Source organism: Corynebacterium sp. H128 (assembly GCF_037482625.1).
Classification (GTDB): Bacteria; Actinomycetota; Actinomycetes; order Mycobacteriales; family Mycobacteriaceae; genus Corynebacterium.
In genome coordinates, this window is sequence record NZ_JBBHKW010000003.1 from 119,003 (window position 1) to 140,469 (window position 21,467).

A 21,467-nucleotide genomic window follows, 5' to 3' on the forward strand; every position below is an offset into this window, starting at 1 on the left:
CTAGTGACAATAGCCACTAAATTCCTAGCCTGCGGGTCGAAACCCCTGTTGATCAAGTTGTTGCAGTTTCACACGTAATGCAGAATCTTCCAGTTGAGCTTGGGGATATGTACCCGCGGAAACTGCATTGTCAGTGGAATCGATCGCCTCAGACAACGCCCCCGTAGAAATCCACAACGCACAGTCGGCCCCCGCCACGAGTGCCGCAGTTGCCGCCTGCGGGGTAGACAAACGATTGCTAATCGCCTTCATTCCAGACAGGTCATCGGTATACACCACCCCACGGTGTGGGGCGCCGCCCGGATAATCACCGCTACGCAACAGCGCATAAGCAGCCGGATTAATAGTGGAAGGGCTGGCATCTCCTAGGCCCGGAACCCGTACGTGCCCCACCATCACAGCTCCTGGAGCCTCTCGCAGCGCCGGACCGTACGGTGCGAGGTCCACACTCTTGACAGATTCCAACGATGGTGAGGTGACATCTTCAAAGTGAGAATCTCCCGAGACCCGCCCATGACCAGGGAAGTGTTTATACACAGGTTGAATCCCGGCATCGCGCAGCCCTTGGGCGAACGCCGCACCGTACCGGGCAGCCGTGTCCGGATCGCTGGAGAAGCTGCGATCCCCAATGGCGCCGCCAGCTTTGCCGCCGTCCACGTCCAACACGGGCGCAAAGTCCACCGTCACGCCTGCCGTGCGCAGTCCCCGACCTAGTTCGAATCCAATCGCGCGGGCCTGCGCTGGCGTTTTGGATTCCGCGATACTACGCGGTGCAGGCACCGCACCGAACAGTGCTGGCTGCCGCTGGACACGACCGCCTTCGGCATCAATAGATACGGAAAACGGACGCCCAATTTCTGCGCGCAGGGCCTTCAGATCGCGCCCAGGCTCTGTCAACAGTGCGGGCGAAGTCCACGAACCGATGAAGATCCCGCCGGCTCCCTGCTCGAGTGCAAATTTCGCATCGTCGTAGTCTCGAACCCCGACCATCATCAGCGTTGCTACTTTAGCGCGCTGCTGGGTTGGTAGCTGCGACTTCGCTTCGCGCAACCGATCCACAGTCACCCCAAGACGATTAGCTTGCTCTTCCTCCGCAGCCTTTGCTACGGCTTCCGTTTCCTGCTTCGCCTGATCCGCCAAGTTCTGCACCAGCGTCGGGTGGGGGCCAAACTGCATAGACTCACTTTCAGAAGTACACCCAGCCAGCGTCAAAGCTGCCAAAACTGCCAGCACTTTGCGCATGCGGGTCACCTCCATAGTTCGTCTCGTCACATGTAGTGTCCCAGACACGATATCGCTAAGTTGATTAGGCTGCACAGAAGGACCCACAGGCGTACCCAAGGAGTTAAGTACAGTGAAAACCCCGAACGAGCAGGTCATGTTGGTGGCCTTCGATGGTTCCGAAGAATCCAAACGCGCATTGGCATACGGTGCAGAGCTACTACGCCCGAGTCATGTGCAGATCCTCACCGCGTGGGAGCCACTACACCGGCAAGCGGCCCGGGCAGCCGGCGGAGCTGGGATGATGCAGACTGATTTTTCCTCCGCGATTGAAGCAGCTGAGGGCGACGACCCGGCCTACACTCACGCACTGGAGACCTGTCAGGAGGGAATTGCGCTTGCGGAGTCCTACGGCCTCGAGGCCCACGCACACCTGGTGGAATCTTCTACCGCAATTTGGAGTGCTCTCGTCGATGCTGCGCAGGAGCTTCGCCCCGATGTCATCGTCACCGGCACCCGCGCGCTGAAGGGGATTCGCTCCCTATTTACCTCCTCCACCGCTGAGAACCTCGTGAGCAACGCTGGGTTACCCGTGTTAATCGTTCCTCCGGTAGAAGAAGAATTGGTATAGTTCGCCCTATGGCTTTGGAATCCGACACCCTAGTGCGCCGCTCGATCGGCCCTGCGCTTGCTAGCGCGGTGGTCGGTGTAGCTGTGGGCGTAGCGGCCGTTATCGGCATCGCTACCGTATCCAACCAGGATTCCCTTCCAGCTGGGCACGCTGCCGACGCGGATTCCGCACTCCTAGGCGGCCCGGAGTATGGCACTCGCGAGTAAAGCTAAGGACCACCCGCACCTGCTGGGCTGGCTCCTCATCTTATTGTTGAGTTTTGCGCAGTCCCCAGGCTTGACGGTTGCCGATACCAAACACGATCTCGCTGCCGACCCGATCGGTTTCCTCAAGAATGCACTGCACGCCTGGACCGATATCTTCCCGCTCGGACAGTTGCAGAATCAGGCCTACGGCTATCTCTTCCCACAAGGGTTGTTCTTCGTCCTCAGCGAACCACTGCCGGATTGGGTTGCGCAGCGACTGTGGTGGACCCTCGTTGCTGGGGTCGGCTTTTCGGGTTTTCTCCTGTTACTCAACCGCTTAGCCATCGGCACTCCGGGGTGGCGGATCCTCGGCGCTTTTTTGTATGCGTTTTCGCCGCGCGTCATCACCACCCTCGGCGCGATCAGCTCCGAGGCTTGGCCCTTCATGCTGGCCCCCTGGGTACTGTTCCCACTGGTAGGAGCGCGCCCCCGGTCGAGCCAAGTCGCCGCTTCCCTCCTCGCTGTCGCGGGTATGGGCGCTGTCAACGCCACCGCCACTGCTGCGGCCTGCGTCCCGGCATTTCTTGCGCTGCTGCTGGCACGGGCATGGCGCCCACTGCTTGGCTGGGTTCTCGGCTGTGCCGCCGTCTCCGTGTGGTGGCTGGGGCCACTAGTGATTCTCGGTCGCTATGCCCCACCATTCACGGATTTCATCGAAAGCTCCTACGTCACCACACGGTGGTTGAACCTGGTGGAGATGCTGCGGGGAACAACGTCCTGGGCGCCGTTCGCCGATTCGGAACGCATGGCCGGTACGATTCTGGCAACGTCTCCCTACTTCGTCCTGCTCAGCGTGGCAGTAGCCGCGCTGGGGCTAGCCGGGTTGGCATCAGCGCCCCAGCGCCGGCTGTGGATTTCCCTGCTGCTCGTCGGCGCAATGATTATGGCGGGAGCACACGGCCCCCTCGGCCCCGAGGTCCTTAGCTTTCTCGACGGCCCCGGCGCTCCGCTACGCAATGTGCACAAATTCGATGCCCTAGTGCATCTGCCCATCGTGGTTGGGTTTGTGCATTGTGCTTCAAGCATTCGCTTTAGACACCAGGGGCGTCGATACGCGGCGATAGCGCTGATTTGCGCCGTCGCGCTCGGCAGCCTCGCCCCGGTGTGGAGTGCACGTCTTGCCCCTCGCGGTGGCTACGAACAGGTGCCGGGGTACTGGCAGGAGGCCGCCGATTGGTTGAATACCAACGCCCGCAACACACGCACCGTTATCCTGCCCCAGGCATCCTTCGCGCGCCAGACTTGGGGTTGGACCAGGGACGAACCATTACAGCCACTCCTCGATGTCCCCTGGGTGGTTCGCGACGCAGTTCCGCTGGTACCACCCGAGACGATCCGCGGCCTAGACGGCCTGATGGCGCACCCTACCCCAGAGGGTTTTGCCAGGCTCGGTGTGGGCGCAGCAGTGATTCGACACGACCTCGCTGGAGCTACTAACTCCAAGGCGCTGAGCACCCAGTTCCGGAAGGCGGGGCTGAAAGTCCACGAGTTCGGAAAGGTGGACATCGTCGAGTTCAACCTGGATCACAACATGCATGTCACCACCGCGGAACCGGTGCGAGTAGCTGGTGGCGGTGAGTCGCTCGCGCTACTCGACGACCTGAACGGCCCTAGCACCTACCGCATCACCGACAACGATGCGCAGATCGTCACCGATACGCCGCAGCTGCTCACCAGGAACTACGGCAGCGTGTGGAACGCTCAGTCCGCGCCACTGGCCACCACTGCTGAGGGAGAAGATGTCCGCAACACCGTCAAGGATTACCCCTCCGGCGGGCCATTAAGCCGCATCGCAACCGGGGACATTCAGGTTGCGGCTTCCTCTGCTGCCGCACAAGCAACCGCCTTCGGCGGCGCCGATGCAGCTCGCTCGATAACAGCCGCAGTTGATGGATCACCGGATACCGCCTGGTACCCAGCGCCCGGGAAACAAAAGGGCGAGAAGTTCAGCATGACCGGCGCTTTCCACCGGCCGGTCGTGCACATCACCACCGAGGGGGCTCCGGTCGTTCTCAGCATCGCGGCAGACACAACCACCGTCAACAAAGTCGCACGTCCCGGTACGCCACTGACAGTGGAGCTACCGGTAACCGACGCCGAGAAGATCACGATTACCTTGGGTGCATCCCGTGAACCAGTCGGTTTGGCTGAAGTCAAGGTGGAAGGCCACGATGTACGCCGGATCCTCGAGGTTCCCGACACTTCTCCGGACGTGCAGCAATTCCTATTCCAACGCGTCTTTGTCAACACCGATCGCATCCATCGGCTATTTACTGCGCCTCGAGAAATGACGGTGCGGGTAAATGCCTCCTCTTGTTCTGAATCACCCAAAACGGCAAATGAATCCGGAGTCAGTGATGACTTCCTGCTCGACGCTGCCCCGGTCGCATGCGGCGAGACGATAACCCTGCAACCCGGCCAACATGAGTTATCCACCACCGCCCGGTGGATCAGCCTGACTACTCCGGAGTTTCAACCAGCTCCGCCGCCGACACCCATCGGCGCGACCGTCCCGGAATCGACCCAAGAACAGCTGTTGGTAACCGGCCGTGCTTTCAATCCTGGATTGCGGGCCACGGTCGGTGGCGTTCCAGTCGTAACCGAGCGGGTCGATGCCGACACCCAAGCTTTCCGTATCCCCGCCGGTAGCCACGGTGAGGTACGGCTGACCTTTATCGGTGACACCCCGTACCGGTACAGCCTCTTCGGCGGAACTGCCCTGTTGATCCTCACTGCCCTCGGCTGCGTGTTTTTGCTGCGTCGCCGTTCGCTAACGACCGTGCCGACACAACTGACGGCATGGCCGGTAACGCTCGGAATCTGCAGTATCAGCGTGGTCGGCGGCTGGGCGGGAATAGTGGCATTAGTGATGGCTGCGGGGATCCTGAAGTTCACATTGATTACCCGTGCTCACCTTGCAGCTGCCGGGGTGTGCATCGCCGGGCTGTGGCTAGCGCACGCCCCATGGCCATCTGGGACCTACGCGGGAGATCAATGGTTCGCTACCCTCGCCTGTTGTATTTCACTCGCGGCCTTGGTCTTGCCAGCACGGTACTTGGACCAACGCAGTACCGGTTCTTCCACGAAGTAGTAACTAGCTGCCGCTACCGGAACTGTCAACGCCACCGTCATAACTAACACCAAAACAAAATGCCCGCTAAATGGTGGCACTCCCAGCAACGGGAATGCCCACGACAGCATCGGAACATGCCATAGGAAAACCGCATAGGACCACTTCCCCAGCAGTTGCGCCATCGGGGAAGCGAGCACCCGTGGCCCAGGTGCTAACGCCACCGGCAGGAGGAATAGCGCTCCAAACAGAGCCCCCGCCAACACGCGTCGCACGAACGCCGCCGGCGAGGGGTGTTCAAGACCGAGTGGACCAAACCATGACTGTGCCGCGCCCCAGGCGACCGCGAGACCAAGCGCCCAATATGCCCACCACGGCCCGGGCACCCGAACTCTTCCCTCTAGCTCAGCAGCGATCAGGCCGACAGCAAACCAACACACATAGGAGATAGGAAAAATCTGCAGGTTTGCTAGGCCGGGAGCTGGAGAATCTGCAACGAAGGGCAAAAATGGCCACAGCAGACTTAGAGCACAACTTGCGAGGATGACGCGGATGCGGGTGCGGGAACGAAAGCGTCTCAATCCCCATGCGATCACTGGTAGCACCAGATAAAACGTCACTTCAACGCACAGGGACCACAGATGCGTTAAGCCTGGTGCTAGTGCATCGGGAACGTAAATCTGAGCCAGCACTAGGTTGGCGCAGATGGTAGAGATACTCGTGCCAAAGGCGTCGGGAAGCAGCAAGAACACTCCCACTACGGCTACCCAATAGGCTGGGAGAATGCGCACAGCTCGGTGCTGGAAATAGGTCCTCCAACTGCTTGTACTTTCGTAGCGTCGCCACAGCACAAAGGCGGAAAGCGCGAAGAACACTGGAACAAAGAAGTCAAAGCGCGCGAGGACAGAATTCGGACGCATGCCTGACTGAAACGCGACATGGGTGAGCATGATGCCAAACGCCGCTACCGCGCGCAGACCTTCGAGCTGTGGGAGAAAACCGGGCCGCTGTGCGTAAACTTGAGCTGTTGACACCCCTGCGGCCTCCTGATTTTATCGACGTGGCTGTACCTGGATACTAGTGGAAAGGCGCGCCTGTGACACCGAAGGCTAAGGCTACGACGGCGTTCGTGCTGACCTTCATCTTGCTCGCGCTGCGTATGGTGGGGCCCGCCCTGGCCACTTCGCAGGTGCGGCTGCTGCAAGTAGGTGCTTCGATGCAGACTACTACCGAATCAGCTGAAGCAACGTTGTTCAATGCAGCAGCCTGGGAAGCTGGCACTCCGGTAGATAAATCACCGGAATGCGAACACGCTCCCGCGCTTGTGTGTTTCATCGAGCGCCCCCTTGTCACCGCTAGCCGCACGATCACCTCGCAACCTGGCGAGACTCGGAAAGACATCAAGTTCCATGTCTCCGAGGACATCACTGCGGACAGCAACAATGTCCTGTTCACCTCGCAGGACGAAGCACGCTTTGTACGGCACTCCTCTTTCCCCGTGGACGAGCCCATTGCGTCACTGCGAACAAGCTCGCCCATCCAGGGGCTGAGCCATGAAACTCACGATCAAGTCCGCACCGGGCTGCAATATGTCTTCCCGTTTGCCACCGAGTTTCGCTCTTATGACTACTTTGATAAGTTTTCGGCGACAACGTCCCCGATCGACTTTCATGATCGCGAGAAGCTGCGCGGCGAGACCGTCTATCGTTTCCACCAGGCCATCGAACCAACGCAGCTCGATGGCTCCCAGATCACAGGCCTGGCCCGGCAGTTTTACACCGAGCAGGAACTGGAAGCGGAGGGAATCTCTGGCAGTAGCGTTGTGGCTTTGAACCGCTACTACTCCATCACCCGCACATTGTGGGTCGAGCCGAAGACGGGCACGATCGTGGATAGTGTTGAGATTCCGCATGTTTTCCTCGCCGGCGACACTGCGGAAGCAGAGCAGACGACACCAAAATCACCGCGCACGCTGTACACCGCAACCCTACGTTGGAATCAATCATCCCAAAGTGATGCATGGGCTCGGGCGAAATCTGGGCTGCGTGTGCTCAAGTCGGTCCAGGTTGGCGTTGTCCTAGTTACGACAGGTGCCGCAGTTTTCGGAGCGCTCGGCCTGTTCTATCTGCGCCGACGAGTCTAAGGCTTGCTGATGTTGCGGCAGCACATTCCACTTTGGCCGGGCCTGTACTGTGGCTGGGCAGTGCTTTTGCTCGGTTGCCTAATGTGGCCGCTACTCTTCCCAGGAGTGCTGTTGCATCGCGATATGGCGGTCATCAACAGCCCAGTGCTTTCTGCTGCTGCCTTAGGATTCGGCGACTTAGCCGCGCGCAACGCCCCGCAGGATGGGTTGTTGGCGCTGGTTGGTTTTGTACTCCCGGCTTCTTGGTTCGTCCGGCTCTTGTTGCTGGGATCGGGACTGTTCGGGGCCTACGGGGCGCTGAGTCTAGCCCGCTTCGTGGGATCGACGCGCCTCGGAGAGCTAGCCGCGATCACCTTGACGATCTTCAACCCCTTCGTCATTGAGCGACTCCTGCAAGGACAGTGGAGCCTCGTGATCGCGGCCTGGCTACTACCGGGGGTCGCGGCTTGGAGTGGCTCGGGCCGCTGGCAACCCCTCCTCTGTGCGTTATGGCTGTGTTCACTCACCCCAACCGGTGCAATATTCGGGCTGACAGTCGCGCTCGTCATGGCGCCACGTTGGCGGACTGCCCTCTTTGGTTTCCTACTCTGCCTGCCGTGGCTGGTACCCAGCGTGCTTTCCCCACCCACCAGTTCCGGGGCAGGGGCCGAACTCTTTGCTTCCCGCGCCGAGGGGATGGTCGGTACGGTAGGCGCGCTGTTAGGGCTCGGCGGGATCTGGAACTCTGCAGCGGTCCCGCCCTCAAGGTCAGCCGGGTTTGCGCTCGCTGGGGTATTTCTTTTTGTGCTGCTGCTCGCTGGGGTGCAGCGCGTACCGCTGCGGCTGAGTGTCCTCGGTGGCACGGGGCTGGGTGCGGCCATGTTGCTGGCTTTTGTTCCCCCACTCGCCACCTTCCTCAGTACGGAGGTGCCGGGCGGAGGGCTGCTGCGGGATTCCCACAAGCTTCTTCTCCTTACGCTGCCGCTATTCGTCGCCCTCGTCTCAAGTCTGCGTACTCGCTTCCTCACCACCTTGGCGATCGCGCTGACGCTACTCCAAGTGTGGGATGCCCCTTGGTCCGTCGCGCGCCTTCGCCCCGTCCCCGAGCCCACAACCATCACTGAAATCCAGCAGGCTGCCCAAGGGCGAGATGTCTTCGTCCCCGGCCTACCAACGCTCGTGCTTATCGACGGCACCCCCACGGTAAACCCGCTGGCCAAAGCGGTGCCACTCGTCGAAAATGGCGCCCTGCTTGTCGACGGCATTGAAGTTGATTCCCCTTCACCGAGGTTTCAGGAGGCCAGTCGACTGTGGGCAGCTGGCTCGGTGCCGGAGTTGGCGCAGCTTGGCATCGGGGTAGTGTACCCATCCACCGCTGCGGATCTTATCGAGGTCCCCGGCATCGGGCCACAGCGAGGCTGGCAGTGGTGGCTGGGCCTGGCCCTTCTCATCGAATGGCTGGCCCTTGCCGGTTGGGCGCTAGGCCGTGGCAGTATATCCCGGCGCGCTTCCGCTCGTTGATGGCACCTGTTTCTGTGCCACCTTAACCAGCAATGCTAGGAAGTCCGCGCCTGTTTGTTGCCAAGAAAATGACTCCGAGCGACGCCTCGCAGCTTCCCCCATCTCCGCTGCCCGTTCGGGCGAACGCAGCAGGTCAAAGACTTCCCGGATCAGCGCCGCCTTGTCTGCTACCAACACTCCGGTTTCACCATCGATGACGGAATCGCGCAATCCCGCAGAGTTGCGATACCCAATCGTAGGAACTGCGTGCTGGCCGGCCTCGATCACGGCCAGTCCCCAACCTTCTTTGCGGCTCGGCATCAGATGGAGCTGGGCGCGGTCAAGCACCGCATGCTTTTCTGTCTCGTCTAGATGCCCATGAAAGATCACGCGGTCCCCCACTCCAACGGAAGTAGCGTAATCCCACAGCTCCTGCTCCCACCAGCCGGAGCCAATCACGTCCAAGACCACATCATGTTGAGTAGCCAAAGCTGCCACTACGTCGATGGCATGCTCAATCTGCTTGTGCGGCACTAGACGCGACAAGGTAACCAAGTGGATGCGGCCGTCGGTATGCAGCCGAGCAAATTCTGGCACCGGGTCCACACCGTTACGAATGATGGCAATGCGGCTGCGCTCCACGCCGAGGCCCGCCAACTCGAGCGCCGAAGGCTCGGACACGGTGACGTACTGGGAGCGTCGATAAGCAATCGGTGCCAGGCGGCTCTCTAAGAACCACCCCACGCGTGCCAGCACCGGTCCGGCTACCGGCCATTGTTCCCGATGGCAGTGATGCGTGAGTACGATCGTTGGTTTGCGGATCCACCATTTGGCAAAGAAGGGGATGCCGTTTTGGGTATCTACCACGATGTCTACGTCGCGAAATCGCCCAAGCAACATCTCGATCGCCGCCGTGACATATACGGAGTATCTCCCGCCAAAGCGCAGGAAAGTCACGCCGTCGCGAATGCTCCGGTGGGGCGCGCCGGGGTATGAGGCCGTTCGATAAATCACCTGGTGGCCATGCGCCACCGCAAAATCGGCGACCCGCTCTAGGTAGCGTTCACTGCCGCCACCCTGTGGGTGGTCGGTATCGCGCCAACACAGCAGAAGAATCTTCATATATTTGGACAGCCTACAATGCTCTTGTGAACCAACTCCACCGCACCCGCGCCTTAGCGACGCTACGCCGCTCTTGGCGACTCTTGCGTTCCTTCCCCATGGAGCAAACTCGCCCTCAGGCCTTCTATTCTGGGCTCGCGACGGACACATTTAATCTGCTCGACTCTCTGCATCGGGACATTTCTGGCACCGGTCTGCGCGGTAGCCGGGTGTTGGACGTCGGCGGCGGCCCCGGCTACTTCGCCAGCACTTTCACAGCACAGGGCTCCCACTATCTCTCTGTCGAACCTTCGGCGACGGAGTTGCACGCCACGGGGCTACCAGCGAAGCAAAGCGTGCGTGGCGACGGCCTGAGCCTTCCGTTTGCCAATTGTGTCTTCGACCTCGTCTATTCTTCTAACGTCGCGGAGCATGTGCCACAGCCATGGACGATGGGCGAAGAAATGCTGCGGGTAGCTAAACCCGGAGGACTGGTGGTGCTGAGTTACACGGTGTGGCTCGGCCCCTTCGGTGGACACGAGACCGGATTATGGCAGCACTACATCGGCGGGGCTTGGGCGCGCGATCGCTACGCCCTTAAGCATGGGCACGCACCGAAAAACGTCTTCGGGGAATCGCTATTCGATCTTTCCTGCGCCGAAGGGATTCGGTGGGCGCAGAGTCTAAAGGATGCCGAGGTGATGGCACTTATCCCGCGTTATCACCCAGCCTGGGCATGGTGGCTTGTGCGCATCCCCGGGCTGCGAGAATTCTTGGTCAGCAACCTAGTGATTGTGTTGCGCAAGACTGATCCTGAACAGGCACTGCCCTAAGCGACACAGCACTGCTGGAAACCAAAAACTGAGGCGCCCACCCCAAGAGCTGGAGCGGACGCCTCAATTCGGAGAGGATCCTTGTGTTTTAGGAAGCGTCTGCGATGCGCTTCTTCAGTGCCTCAAATTGCGAGTGAACCTCTGCAGGGACCTTCGGGCCCAGGAATGTCAGCCACTCTTCATTGTCCGGCATGTCAGTTGCCCACTGCTCTGCCGGAGCAGTCAGCGCTTCCTTGACATCTTCGATTGGGGTATCCAGACCGGTCAGGTCTAGATCTTCCACGCGTGCGGTGAGGCCAGCAACGGTAGCGTCAGCTTCGACACGGCCTTCGACGCGATCCACGATCCACTTAAGGACACGGGAGTTGTCGCCGAATCCTGGCCACAGGAAGCGACCGTCTTCGCCGCGACGGAACCAGTTCACGAGGAAGATAGCTGGCATCTTGTCGCCACCCTTACGCCCCATGTCGATCCAGTGCTGCAAGTAGTCACCAGCGTTGTAACCAATGAATGGCAGCATCGCCATTGGGTCGTGGCGCAGCGAGCCAACCTTGGCTTCAGCTGCAGCAGCGGTCTGGCCAGAAGCCAGCAGGGCGCCGATCATGGTGCCGTGCTCCCAGTCGAATGCCTGGGTCACCAGCGGCACGGTGTCTGGACGACGTCCGCCGAAGAGGATTGCGTCGAGCGGAACGCCCTTCCAATCGTCGTACTCTGGCGCTGCAACTGGGCACTGAGAGATTGGCACACAGTAGCGCGAATTCGGGTGGGAGGAGAGCTCACCGGACTCTGGGGTCCAGTCGTTACCCTTCCAGTCAATGAGGTGCTGTGGCTCGCCCTCGAGGCCTTCCCACCAGACGTCGCCATCGTCGGTCAGTGCAACGTTGGTGAAGATCGCGTTGCCTGGCTCCATGGTGCGCATTGCGTTCGGGTTGGAACCGTAGTTGGTGCCTGGAGCAACGCCGAAGAAGCCATTTTCTGGGTTCACGGCGTACAGGCGACCGTCTTCGCGAATATGCATCCACGCAATGTCATCGCCAATAACCTCAGCAGTCCAGCCTTCGATGGTTGGCTGCAGCATGGCCAGGTTGGTCTTGCCACAAGCAGACGGGAAAGCGGCTGCCACGTGGTAGCTCTTGCCCTCAGGAGAGTTCAGCTTCAGGATGAGCATGTGCTCTGCCATCCAGCCTTCGTCGTGGGCCATTGCGGAAGCGATTCGCAAGGCGTAGCACTTCTTGGCCAGGATGGCGTTTCCACCGTAGCCGGAGCCGTAGGACCAGATTTCGCGGGTCTCCGGGAACTGGGTGATGTACTTAGTGTCGTTGCATGGCCAAGCCACATCTTCCTGGCCGGGCTCCAGCGGAGCACCCACGGAGTGGAAGGCGCGCACGAAATCGCCATTGTCACCGATCTTGTCTAGGGCATCCTTTCCCATACGGGTCATGATGCGCATGGACATAACAACGTAAGCAGAGTCGGTGAGCTGCACGCCAAGCTTCGGTTCTGGGTCGCTGATAGGACCCATGCAGAATGGCACCACGTACATGGTGCGCCCCTTCATCGCACCCTTGTAGTGAGCCAGCATTTCTTCTTTCATAGCTGCCGGCGGGGCCCAGTTATTAGTCGGGCCAGCACCTTCTTCAGTTTCAGTACAGATAAAGGTTCGGGACTCTACACGCGCCACATCGGATGGATTGGAGCGAGCAAGGAAAGAATTAGGTCGCTTCTCTTCATTCAGCTTGATGAAGGTGCCAGCATCTACCAATTTCTGACCGAGGCGAGCCCACTCATCTTCGGAGCCATCTGCAAAGACGACTTTCTCCGGGGTGAACAACTCGACCGCATCCGCAATCCAGCTCAGTAGCTCTTCGTTATTGGTTGGGGCATTACCCACAAGGCCCTTAATTGCAGCAGCGGTCATCGCTTCTCCTGACTTTTCGGTCACCGGCCCCCAACTTTTGAGCTGGGCTACCGACGAACCGGCTCGTTTTCCGTTCTCCCTTTAAAGACTAGTCACAACGAGCACCGAATTGTGCCCGTTGCTTGAGACAACCACCACAATTTGTCATTACCTGTCAGCTACCCCCAATCAGCGCATGTCCAACCAGTAACTTGTTTGAAATCTGCATTGCCATGTTGCCCACTTTCGGGGGTCGATTCCTCCCATAACTCCCAGCTCGCCTCCGAAGCGAGTGACATGTTTTCGCCAACGACCAGGGTGCAATACTCCCCCGAGTAATCCATTCGAGAAACCTGATCAATCACTCCATCGCCATCCACATCAGCAAAAACCGTCAGCCCCGTATCGTCATATTCAACGTGAGATTGCCCGGCTTCCGCCAGCAGGGGAACACCCTCGGAAATACCAGACTGAGATAGGACCTGTTCAACAACATTTAGCCAGTTCATGTCCACCATGTACCCCCTAGACCTGCGTTGCCAATTTTCGACGCACCCAAGCGCCTGGCCCAAACGCAGTAGCGCTGACCAGGCGCGCCCGAGTTCGGCGCCATGCCTGCAGCCGATCCCGCAATTGCACCCAGCCACGCACGAGCCCCACCAACACCGCAACTGCGAGTGCAAATCCACTCGCAACTACACGAGATAGCCCCACGTAACTCAGTATCGTTATAACCAGTGCGTCAGCTAAAACCAGGGCCAGCACTCCCCAAGGAATGGACAGATCATCTGGGCCACCGTTTTCCACTCGCTGAAGCTGCTGCGCACGCTGCAATTGTTCCAACCGAGCCACCGACCTTTCCCAACTCAGTGGATTGACAGCTGGCAGTGGCGCCAACGGAGGAGTCTTCACCACAGTGTCTATTACGTGGGGAATTTCCTGCTCCGCGGTCAGCACCGCCTCCGGACACACCCCGCTGGGAATCGGTGCCGTAATAATCAAGCGACCCACCTGAACAAACGCCTTATCCAAATTGGGGTAATCGGCTTTCCGCCAACCCCCGGCGGGAGCAACCGCAACAACCACATCCACGTGAACCCCCTGCCCCAACGCAAACCCAGCGGCCGCCACCTGTTCGCGCACCCGCTGCCGGTCCGATTCTTCCGGCCCTACCACGCCAACAACCACTGACCCCGAGGCCTCCACTGGACTCGCAATCTCCGGCACTTCCAATCCGAGGGAGCTGAGTCCGGCATGCAAACTCCGCAATCGGGCTGCTTCTACCCGCGCAGGATCCAGTTCCGACCACGCAGCCGGGATATCAGTCGCAGTGGAAACAACCACGAACTCTGCAGGACCAGCCGAGATTCGATCCCGCACACGAGCTGGCAGTGCAGCAGGGTGCACGAGGAAAACAACATCCACATCCGCGCCAATCGCAGGCCACGCGAGGTGCACGCTGTGGGCGTCGGGAAGCTTAATGCGCACCGGATATTCGAGGGTGCAGGCACCGACTCGCGGCAGCGCCTCACTGCGCGCCAACAACGCAGCTACTGCTGGATCAGCAGAAAATTGGCGGCAAAAGTCGCGCAACTCCTGTAGATCATTGCTCCCCATATCCGTCAGCCCCCACTGATCTAGATCACTTCCCCCAATTGCACCCCATCGGCGAGTCGCACGCAACTTGGGAGCCATGTTGAGTATGGGAACGCCAACAGGCAAAATGGATAGGATGCATAATACTGATTCCCCCAATAATCCTGATTCGGTCAATACTTCCGTCGGCAACGTCCCATTTGGGCGCCCGCCGCAATCCGAATTTGACGACGGTCGCGACTATCCGCGACTTGGTTCTATGAGCTTTCGTCGTGGCACTCTCACCGCAAATCAAACCAAGATGTGGAATGAGAATTGGCCGCGGCTAGGCAAGATTCTCTCTGATGAGCGCATTGACTTAGCAGAGTGGTTCGGCCGCTCGGATGCAAAAACCATCTTGGAGATCGGCTCCGGAACCGGCACCTCCACCGCAGCAATGGCTCCCCTCGAAGCAGACACGAACATTATTGCTTGCGAGATCTACAAGCCGGGTCTCGCCAAACTCATGGGCGCTGCCGTCCGTGAGGGCCTCACTAATATTCGTATGATTCGCGGCGACGGTGTGGAAGTTCTCAACCGGATGTTTGAGCCTGCCTCACTCGACGGCGTACGCATCTTCTTCCCAGATCCGTGGCCGAAAGCGCGGCACCACAAGCGACGCATCATTCAATCCGGCGTGCTGCACCTCATTGCAACTCGGCTGAAGCCCGGCGGCGTACTTCATGTGGCTACCGATCACGCGGACTACGCGGAGTGGATCAAGGAGCTCGTGGATGTCGAACCACTACTGGACTACAAGAGCTGGCCATGGCCGGAATGCCCACAGCTCACCGACCGCCAGGTAATAACCAAGTTTGAGGGCAAGGGCCTAGAAAAAGATCACATCATCACAGAATTCCTGTGGCAGCGTAACAATAAGCCGAGCGAGGTCGTATAAATGTCCATGCACGAATTCATGCATAACTACACCGATCGCCCGCAGGACTTTCAGCCCCCACAGTCCCTGTTGTTGGTTTGGGATGCCCCCAACATCGATATGGGGCTGGGCGCCATTTTGGGAAGCCGCCCTACAGCTGCCTACCGCCCGCGTTTCGACGCCATCGGCCGCTGGCTACTTAACCGGGGCTCGGAGCTAAGCGAAACTCTTGGCGAGCATGTTGAGCCAGAGGCCACCGTGTTCACCAACATCCCAAGCGGCGGAGCAGATGTCATGCGCCCTTGGGTGGAAGCGTTGCGCAATGTCGGCTTCGCGGTTTTTGCCAAGCCAAAGATCGGTGAGGACTCCGATGTCGATCCGGACATGCTGGATCACATCAAGCGACGCTTCAACGAAGGCGTGCTCAAGGGTGTGATTGTCGCCTCGGCAGACGGCCAGAACTTCCGCGAGCTCCTTGAAAAACTAGCTCAGCAAGGCATTCCCGCCACCGTCATTGGCTTCCATGAGCATGCCTCATGGGCGGTAGGCCACGACACGATCAACTTTGTGGACCTAGAGGAAATCCCCGGCGTATTCCGTGAGCCGCTGCCGCGTATTAGTCTTGATGCTCTGCCTGCCGAGGGTGCTTGGCTGCAGCCATTCCGCCCGCTTTCCGCGCTGCTTTCCAGCCGATAATCCGCTCACACCGAAGGGAAACAATTCGTGTTCTATCGTTGGGGCGAAATTGCCTACCGCTTTCGCATCACCGTTCCGATACTGATCATTGCTGCCATCCTTGGGCTGTTCTTCTTTCAGGGAACCCAACTCGGTGACCGCATGAGCCAAGAGGGCTGGGATGATCCACATTCCTCTTCCACTCAAGCGGCACAAATTGAGCTGGAGACCTTTGGTCGCGACAACTCCGGCGACGTCATCTTGATGTTCGAAGCACCCGAGGGCGCTACTCTCGACGATCCAGCTGCCTTTCAAGCCATCCAGACGCATCTAACGCAGCTTAAAGATCAAAACCCAGATCAAGTTGCGCATGTGACCAGCTACTTCGACAAGAAGAATGCAAAGCTTATTACCGCTGATCACCGCACCGCCTTTGCCGCCATCGGTCTCAAGGGAGACGGTGAACAGACGCTCAAGTCTTTCCGAGCCGTGGAAGATAAGCTCACTCCGCAACAGCTTCCGGCTGGGGTTACTACCGAGGTTGCTGGCGCCACTGCAGTGGCTGATGCCCTGGATTCCGGCATGGCTGGAGATATCAAGCGCGCAGAGATCTTCGCATTGCCGCTGGTAGCTTTGTTGTTGCTCCTGGTCTTCGGCTCCGTAGTCTCTGCGTCGATGCCATTGATCGTCGGGTTACTCTCCATCGCTGGTTCGCTGGGAGTGCTGTCAATTCTGGCGTCCCAAGCCCAGGTGAACGTTTTTGCGCAGTCAGTAGTCACCCTGCTCGGCCTCGGATTGGCCATCGACTATGGCTTGTTCATGGTCTCCCGTTTCCGGGAGGAAATGGCCCTCGGCCGGGACACCAAGACTGCGGTGGCCAACACTACTGCTACCGCCGGCCAGACAGTGGTATTTTCCGCGCTCATGGTGGTGGTGGCGCTTTCTGGGTTGTTCGTCTTCCCACAGGCTTTCCTGAAGTCTATTGCTTATGGAGCGATCTCCGCCGTCGGGCTAGCGGCCTTCTTGTCCATCACCGTGTTACCAGCCTTGTTTGGCATGTTGGGCAAGAACATCGATAAGTTTGCCATCCGCTCGACAACGCGGGACGAGTCCAAATGGGAATCCACCTTGTGGGCTCGCATCCCGGCTTGGTCAATGAAGCATGCGAAATTGGTCACCGTCGGATTGGTCGGACTGCTGTTAGCAATGACTTTCCCACTGGTGGGTGTGAAATTCGGCGGCATCAACGAAACTTACCTACCACCGTCCAATGAAACCCGCGTCACACAAGCTAAGTTCGACGAGCAGTTCCCTGAGTTCCGCACCGAGCCGATCAAGCTCGTCGTTACTGGCGCGGACAACGCCCAGCTAGTGGAGGTCTACCAACAGGCGAACGCGATCGAGGGGCTGACTGGCCGGTTCTCTCCTTCGCACGCGACAAAGGACGGCACTACGGTGTTGGCCGCAGGCATCGTTGACCGCAAGAATAACGAGGCCGTCGTCGAGCAGCTACGCGCCATCGAAGTTCCGGAAGGCGTGGAACTCCACGTCGGTGGCACTCCGGCCCTGGAGGTCGAGTCAATTGAGGCGTTGTTCGAGAAGCTGCCGTGGATGGCAACGTACATCGTCATCGCCACCTTCATCTTGATGGCGCTGGTCTTCGGATCGCTCATTTTGCCAGCCAAAGCCATCATCATGACGGTATTGGGCCTGGGCGCGACCTTGGGTGTCCTGACTGCGATGTTCGTCGACGGTATCGGCGCAAACATCTTCGATTTCACCGCCGGACCCCTCATGTCTCCGGTCTTGGTGCTGATCGTCGCCATCGTTTACGGCCTATCGACGGACTACGAGGTATTCCTCGTCTCACGCATGGTGGAGGCCCGTAATCGCGGCGAGTCCACCGATCAAGCCATCAAGTACGGCACCGCGCACACCGGCTTTATTATTACTGCTGCCGCGCTCATCATGATCGTAGTGTGTGGCGCTTTTGGCTTCTCCGAAATCGTGATGATGAAGTACATCGCTTTCGGCATGATCGCCGCTCTCATTTTGGATGCCACGATCATCCGTATGATGCTCGTCCCCGCGGTTATGCACCTGCTGCGCGAGGACAACTGGTGGGCTCCGGCCTTCATCAAGAAGGCCTCCGAGCGGATGGGCCATGGCTCGATGGTTCCCGCCACCCCTGCCCCCGCACCGGCTGCTGCTGCACCGCTTAACGACGTCGATTGGCACCGCGCTACGGCCGAGTCTTCGGCGCTACCTACACCAGAGCTGCGACCATATCGACCACGGCGTCCCGAGCCTGCCGCGGATGCAATTCCGACCGCATCTGATCACGAGGACACCGCCATCCAGGACGCGATCCCAACCGATATGCCGATCCGCGGCGGCCGAAGCATAGCCAGCGACGACAATCTGGTCCCATTCTCAGAACTGATGAAGCGTCTGAATCAGGACAAGAAGTAATGGCGGAGCTCAGCAAGCTGACCTCCGCTCGCTGGGCCCGCGTCGCAGTGACCGCAGCGCTACTTGGCGGGGCGGTCTTTTTCTTTCGCGAGCAGCTCGGATTCATTTCCCAAGGCGTGGGTGCGGTACGCACCGCTTCGCCGCTCTGGGTTGGGATTTCCGTGCTGGTATGCGCATTATCATTCCTAGCGATGGGCGAAGTCATGGCCGTCCTTATGGCGGCCGGTGGCGTCAAAGTAGGGCGCGGACAAGCCCTAGCGTTGGTGTTGGCAGCCAACGCTGTTTCCAGCAGCCTGCCAGGCGGCCCAGCGCTTTCCACTGTGCTGCAATACAAGGTTCAGCGCGCCTGGGGTGCCAGTGTCATGGTCATCGGCTGGTTCATCGTGCTCTCAGGGGCGCTCTCCACGCTGTGGTTAGTCATTCTCGGGTTAGGCGCCGTAGTCCTTTTCGGGGCTTCCTTTTCCGTGGCCTCGCTAGTGGCAGTAGGAATCGGAATGACGGCCCTCGCCTTTGGAGTGTATTGGGTTGCAAACAACCCGTGGTTTCTGGAGCGTGTAGCCACCGCTACCCTGCCGCTGGTGAACCGGATGCTTCGTCGTGCGCCGGAGGTAGGAATGGAAGGTGTGGTGGCGCAGATCAGGCAGCTGCAGTCAGTCACATTGCCCCTCAGCAAGCTAGTTTCGGTTACCCTACTCTCGCTGCTGAACCGAGTCTTTGATCTTCTCACCCTCTGGGCTGCGGTCGTCGCAGTCACTGGCGTTATCCCGGCAATGGCTTTAGTGCCCAATGGAACGAATATCGCCGGGATTACGCTCGCGTTCCTCACTGCCAAGATCATTGGGGCCACGGGGGTGACCCCGGGCGGACTCGGCCCGCTAGAGGCAGCGCTGACCGCTACTCTCATCGCAGTGGGGATGCAGGCGGCAACCGCACTGGCCGCGGTGCTGGTTTACCGCATGGTGTCATTCATCCTCGCCACGGCAATCGGCTGGGTAGTGTATTTAGTTGGACTTAAGGAGAAACCGTGAAGTACTTTTTCTACGATGTCATTGCCATCCTGGCGTTTGCGATCTTCGCCCGATTGGCGCACAAGTCCGAGCCGTTCACCGTGGCCAATATCCTGGACACCTGGTGGCCGTTCTTGGTCGGAGTCACGCTCGCATGGACGATTATTGCAGCTCTCAAACTTCGTGCCACGTCACTGCTGGCCGGCAGTTTCGTGTGGGTTTTATCGGCTGTAGGCGGGTTGTCCATCTGGGGCATTCGTAATGGCCATGTACCGCACATCTCATTCATCATCGTTGCGACGGTCATGTCGGGACTGCTGCTGTTGGGCTGGCGCCTTCTCGCCGGGCGGATCCGCCGCTAACCAACAAGAAACAAAAAGCTCCCTTTTCACTCGGCCGGTAGGCAGGGTGAAAAGGGAGCTTTTTTATCCAGCGAAGCGCTAATTAGCGTCCGGTGGCACCAGCGAAGAAACGCTGGATCTGATCAAATGCCATGAAGAGGAGGCCGACCACATCTCCGGCAAGGTCTACTACGGTGCTCAGCATGTTGGTAATGCCCTTTCAATTGGTGGTTCAAAACTCTAATTCACATGTCGTGAATTATAACGAGAGCGTTACATGGGCATGATCGTGTGCTTTTTAGGCAGGTCAGAAGCAGTCTTGGTTTCCAGCTGACGGAGTGCTTGCCGCAACGCGAGGCGAGTCTGATTCGGCTCAATCATGGCGTCGATGTAGCCGCGCTCGGCAGCAACATAAGGCGAGGTCATGTTCTCGTCATAAAAGTCCATGAAGACCTTCTTCATGTACGCCCGCTGATTCTCATCCTCAATCTTGGCCAGCTGCTTGCCTTGGATCATCACGACAGCTGCTGCAGAGCCCATCACCGCGATTTGAGCGGTCGGCCACGCCAAGTTGATGTCACCGGAGAGATTCTTGGAGCCCATCACTGCGTACGCGCCGCCATAAGCCTTGCGGACGATCAGGGAGATCTTCGGGACCGTGGCTTCTACCAGTGCGAAGGCAAACTTTGCACCGCGGTGAATCAGCCCGGCCTTCTCCTGTGCTACACCCGGCAGGTAGCCCGGTGTATCCACAATATAGATCAGAGGGATGTTGTAGGCATCGCAGATGCGAATAAAACGAGCACCCTTGTCTGCGGCATCGGCGTCGATACAGCCAGCGAATTCAAGTGGCTGGTTGGCTACGACTCCGACCGACTTGCCGTCGACACGCGCGAATGCGGTGATGAGGTTAGGGGCAAAGCTCGGCTGGATCTCCAACAGGTCGTCGGAATCGAACAGGTGCTTGAGCAAGTCGTGCATGTCATAGCCGGCATTTGTATCGTTCGGCATGAACGTATCCAGCTCGCCAGCCCCTGCGACAGCCTCATCGGATGGTGCCCAGAACTCCGGACCGGGTTCTGAACAGGTCAACGGCAAATGATCGAGCAGGTCCTTGACGTAGTTGAAAGCATCAGCTTCGTCCGAAGCAACATAAGAAACATTGCCGTTGAGTTCCTGCTGGCGGGCACCGCCAAGCTCTGCGGAAGTAATGGACTCGCCGGTGACTTCCTTGATCACGGCTGGGCCAGTGACGTACATTTCTGCACGCTCATCGACGGCGATAACAAAGTCAGTGGTCACTGGCGCATACACGGCGCCGCCGGCGGACTTACCCATCATGATGGAGATCTGCGGGCTACGCCCAGAAAGCGGCAACTGACGGCGCGCAATCTCGGAGTACATTGCGAGCGAGGTGACGGCATCTTGGATTCGAGCACCACCGGAATCTTGAATACCGATCACCGGACAGCCGATGCGGATGGCCATATCCATGACCTCGCAAACCTTCCGGCCGAAAGTTTCGCCTACCGACCCGCCATACACGGTCTTATCGTGGGCATAGATAGCTACGGGCCGACCTTCAATGCGTCCATAGCCGGTGACTACGCCGTCGGAGTATGGGGCCTCGGGGTCATCAGGTGTGCGGCCCAAGGCGCCGACCTCCACAAAGGAGCCGGCGTCTAGCAGTCGATCAATGCGCTGACGAGGCGTGGTCAGCCCAGCCTCATCGCGCTTTGCGCGAGCACGTTCACTGCCTGGGTCTTTCGCTTTTTCCAGGCGTGCACGAAGATCGGCGAGTTTGTCTGCCGTCGTAAGTCCAGTCACTACCCTGCTACTC

Annotated in this window: 18 protein-coding genes; 11 read left to right on the forward strand and 7 right to left on the reverse strand. The window is 59.1% G+C overall.

The features are described 5' to 3' along the window. Positions 1 to 24: 24 nt before the first annotated feature. Complete coding sequence (locus WG915_RS03975; protein ID WP_339564079.1) at positions 25 to 1,242, reverse strand: glycoside hydrolase family 3 N-terminal domain-containing protein; 1,218 nt, start codon at positions 1,240 to 1,242, stop codon at positions 25 to 27. Between the two features lie 136 nt (positions 1,243 to 1,378). Here WG915_RS03975 and WG915_RS03980 point away from each other — a divergent pair, with 136 nt between their 5' ends. From WG915_RS03980 to WG915_RS03990, 3 genes are read left to right on the forward strand one after another with little or no spacing between them, the layout of a single operon-like run. Beyond that, positions 1,379 to 1,852 (forward strand): universal stress protein, encoded by a 474-nt coding sequence (locus WG915_RS03980; protein WP_339564215.1) that lies wholly within the window; start codon positions 1,379 to 1,381, stop codon positions 1,850 to 1,852. 8 nt (positions 1,853 to 1,860) lie between these two features. Continuing rightward, positions 1,861 to 2,058 carry a DUF2613 domain-containing protein gene (locus tag WG915_RS03985; RefSeq protein ID WP_339564080.1) on the forward strand — a complete coding sequence of 66 codons (198 nt, stop codon included), beginning with the start codon at positions 1,861 to 1,863 and terminating at the stop codon, positions 2,056 to 2,058. Next, the gene (locus WG915_RS03990) at positions 2,042 to 5,188 is read left to right on the forward strand and encodes an alpha-(1->3)-arabinofuranosyltransferase domain-containing protein (protein WP_339564081.1); all 3,147 of its coding nucleotides are present in this window, start codon (positions 2,042 to 2,044) and stop codon (positions 5,186 to 5,188) included. Before WG915_RS03985 ends, WG915_RS03990 begins: the two co-directional genes overlap by 17 nt. Here the strand turns inward: WG915_RS03990 and WG915_RS03995 are convergent. Next, entirely contained in the window at positions 5,089 to 6,201 is a 1,113-nt protein-coding gene (locus tag WG915_RS03995) for an acyltransferase family protein (protein WP_339564082.1), read from the reverse strand. The two genes, WG915_RS03990 and WG915_RS03995, sit on opposite strands and share 100 nt — an antisense overlap. Positions 6,202 to 6,263: 62 nt before the next feature. Between WG915_RS03995 and WG915_RS04000 the strand changes: the two genes are divergently transcribed. Further along, complete coding sequence (locus tag WG915_RS04000; RefSeq protein ID WP_339564083.1) at positions 6,264 to 7,310, forward strand: DUF3068 domain-containing protein; 1,047 nt, start codon at positions 6,264 to 6,266, stop codon at positions 7,308 to 7,310. A 123-nt stretch (positions 7,311 to 7,433) separates the two neighbouring features. Further along, positions 7,434 to 8,810 (forward strand): hypothetical protein, encoded by a 1,377-nt coding sequence (locus WG915_RS04005; RefSeq protein ID WP_339564084.1) that lies wholly within the window; start codon positions 7,434 to 7,436, stop codon positions 8,808 to 8,810. Here WG915_RS04005 and WG915_RS04010 read toward each other — a convergent pair. Continuing rightward, positions 8,769 to 9,911 (reverse strand): glycosyltransferase family 4 protein, encoded by a 1,143-nt coding sequence (locus WG915_RS04010; protein WP_339564085.1) that lies wholly within the window; start codon positions 9,909 to 9,911, stop codon positions 8,769 to 8,771. The two genes, WG915_RS04005 and WG915_RS04010, sit on opposite strands and share 42 nt — an antisense overlap. 26 nt (positions 9,912 to 9,937) lie before the next feature. Between WG915_RS04010 and WG915_RS04015 the strand changes: the two genes are divergently transcribed. Further along, positions 9,938 to 10,723 carry a class I SAM-dependent methyltransferase gene (locus WG915_RS04015; protein ID WP_339564086.1) on the forward strand — a complete coding sequence of 262 codons (786 nt, stop codon included), beginning with the start codon at positions 9,938 to 9,940 and terminating at the stop codon, positions 10,721 to 10,723. An 88-nt stretch (positions 10,724 to 10,811) separates the two neighbouring features. Here the strand turns inward: WG915_RS04015 and WG915_RS04020 are convergent, their stop codons facing one another. From WG915_RS04020 to WG915_RS04030, 3 genes are all read right to left on the reverse strand, one after another. After that, a complete protein-coding gene (locus tag WG915_RS04020; RefSeq protein WP_339564216.1) occupies positions 10,812 to 12,641 on the reverse strand; it encodes a phosphoenolpyruvate carboxykinase (GTP) in 1,830 nt (609 codons plus the stop codon). Between the two features lie 158 nt (positions 12,642 to 12,799). After that, a complete protein-coding gene (locus WG915_RS04025) occupies positions 12,800 to 13,138 on the reverse strand; it encodes a hypothetical protein (RefSeq protein WP_339564087.1) in 339 nt (112 codons plus the stop codon). Positions 13,139 to 13,145: 7 nt separating this feature from the next. Further along, positions 13,146 to 14,315, reverse strand: coding sequence for a hypothetical protein (locus tag WG915_RS04030; RefSeq protein WP_339564088.1), 1,170 nt, complete (start codon positions 14,313 to 14,315; stop codon positions 13,146 to 13,148). A gap of 37 nt (positions 14,316 to 14,352) precedes the next feature. Here WG915_RS04030 and trmB point away from each other — a divergent pair, with 37 nt between their 5' ends. From trmB to WG915_RS04055, 5 genes are read left to right on the forward strand one after another with little or no spacing between them, the layout of a single operon-like run. Beyond that, positions 14,353 to 15,153 carry a tRNA (guanosine(46)-N7)-methyltransferase TrmB gene (trmB, locus tag WG915_RS04035; RefSeq protein WP_339564089.1) on the forward strand — a complete coding sequence of 267 codons (801 nt, stop codon included), beginning with the start codon at positions 14,353 to 14,355 and terminating at the stop codon, positions 15,151 to 15,153. Continuing rightward, positions 15,154 to 15,828, forward strand: coding sequence for an NYN domain-containing protein (locus tag WG915_RS04040; RefSeq protein WP_339564090.1), 675 nt, complete (start codon positions 15,154 to 15,156; stop codon positions 15,826 to 15,828). Between the two features lie 27 nt (positions 15,829 to 15,855). Next, entirely contained in the window at positions 15,856 to 18,279 is a 2,424-nt protein-coding gene (locus tag WG915_RS04045; protein ID WP_339564091.1) for an MMPL family transporter, read from the forward strand. After that, positions 18,279 to 19,307, forward strand: coding sequence for a lysylphosphatidylglycerol synthase transmembrane domain-containing protein (locus WG915_RS04050; protein WP_339564092.1), 1,029 nt, complete (start codon positions 18,279 to 18,281; stop codon positions 19,305 to 19,307). Before WG915_RS04045 ends, WG915_RS04050 begins: the two co-directional genes overlap by 1 nt. Continuing rightward, positions 19,304 to 19,648 (forward strand): DUF3054 domain-containing protein, encoded by a 345-nt coding sequence (locus WG915_RS04055; RefSeq protein ID WP_339564093.1) that lies wholly within the window; start codon positions 19,304 to 19,306, stop codon positions 19,646 to 19,648. The genes WG915_RS04050 and WG915_RS04055 overlap by 4 nt, the downstream gene beginning before the upstream one ends. Before the next feature lie 252 nt (positions 19,649 to 19,900). Here the strand turns inward: WG915_RS04055 and WG915_RS04060 are convergent, their stop codons facing one another. Then, positions 19,901 to 21,454, reverse strand: coding sequence for an acyl-CoA carboxylase subunit beta (locus WG915_RS04060; RefSeq protein WP_339564094.1), 1,554 nt, complete (start codon positions 21,452 to 21,454; stop codon positions 19,901 to 19,903). Positions 21,455 to 21,467 lie beyond the last annotated feature (13 nt).

Excerpts from the sequence above, each read along its gene's own strand:
- WG915_RS03975 (WP_339564079.1), bottom strand. The coding sequence starts at position 1,242 with ATGCGCAAAGTGCTGGCAGTTTTGGCAGCTTTGACGCTGGCTGGGTGT.
- WG915_RS04025 (WP_339564087.1), bottom strand. The coding sequence starts at position 13,138 with ATGGTGGACATGAACTGGCTAAATGTTGTTGAACAGGTCCTATCTCAG.
- WG915_RS04040 (WP_339564090.1), top strand. The coding sequence starts at position 15,154 with ATGTCCATGCACGAATTCATGCATAACTACACCGATCGCCCGCAGGAC.
- WG915_RS03985 (WP_339564080.1), top strand. The coding sequence starts at position 1,861 with ATGGCTTTGGAATCCGACACCCTAGTGCGCCGCTCGATCGGCCCTGCG.
- WG915_RS04005 (WP_339564084.1), top strand. The coding sequence starts at position 7,434 with ATGGCGGTCATCAACAGCCCAGTGCTTTCTGCTGCTGCCTTAGGATTC.
- WG915_RS04030 (WP_339564088.1), bottom strand. The coding sequence starts at position 14,315 with ATGGCTCCCAAGTTGCGTGCGACTCGCCGATGGGGTGCAATTGGGGGA.
- WG915_RS03990 (WP_339564081.1), top strand. The coding sequence starts at position 2,042 with ATGGCACTCGCGAGTAAAGCTAAGGACCACCCGCACCTGCTGGGCTGG.
- WG915_RS03980 (WP_339564215.1), top strand. The coding sequence starts at position 1,379 with ATGTTGGTGGCCTTCGATGGTTCCGAAGAATCCAAACGCGCATTGGCA.
- WG915_RS04050 (WP_339564092.1), top strand. The coding sequence starts at position 18,279 with ATGGCGGAGCTCAGCAAGCTGACCTCCGCTCGCTGGGCCCGCGTCGCA.
- WG915_RS04020 (WP_339564216.1), bottom strand. The coding sequence starts at position 12,641 with ATGACCGCTGCTGCAATTAAGGGCCTTGTGGGTAATGCCCCAACCAAT.
- WG915_RS04010 (WP_339564085.1), bottom strand. The coding sequence starts at position 9,911 with ATGAAGATTCTTCTGCTGTGTTGGCGCGATACCGACCACCCACAGGGT.
- trmB (WP_339564089.1), top strand. The coding sequence starts at position 14,353 with ATGCATAATACTGATTCCCCCAATAATCCTGATTCGGTCAATACTTCC.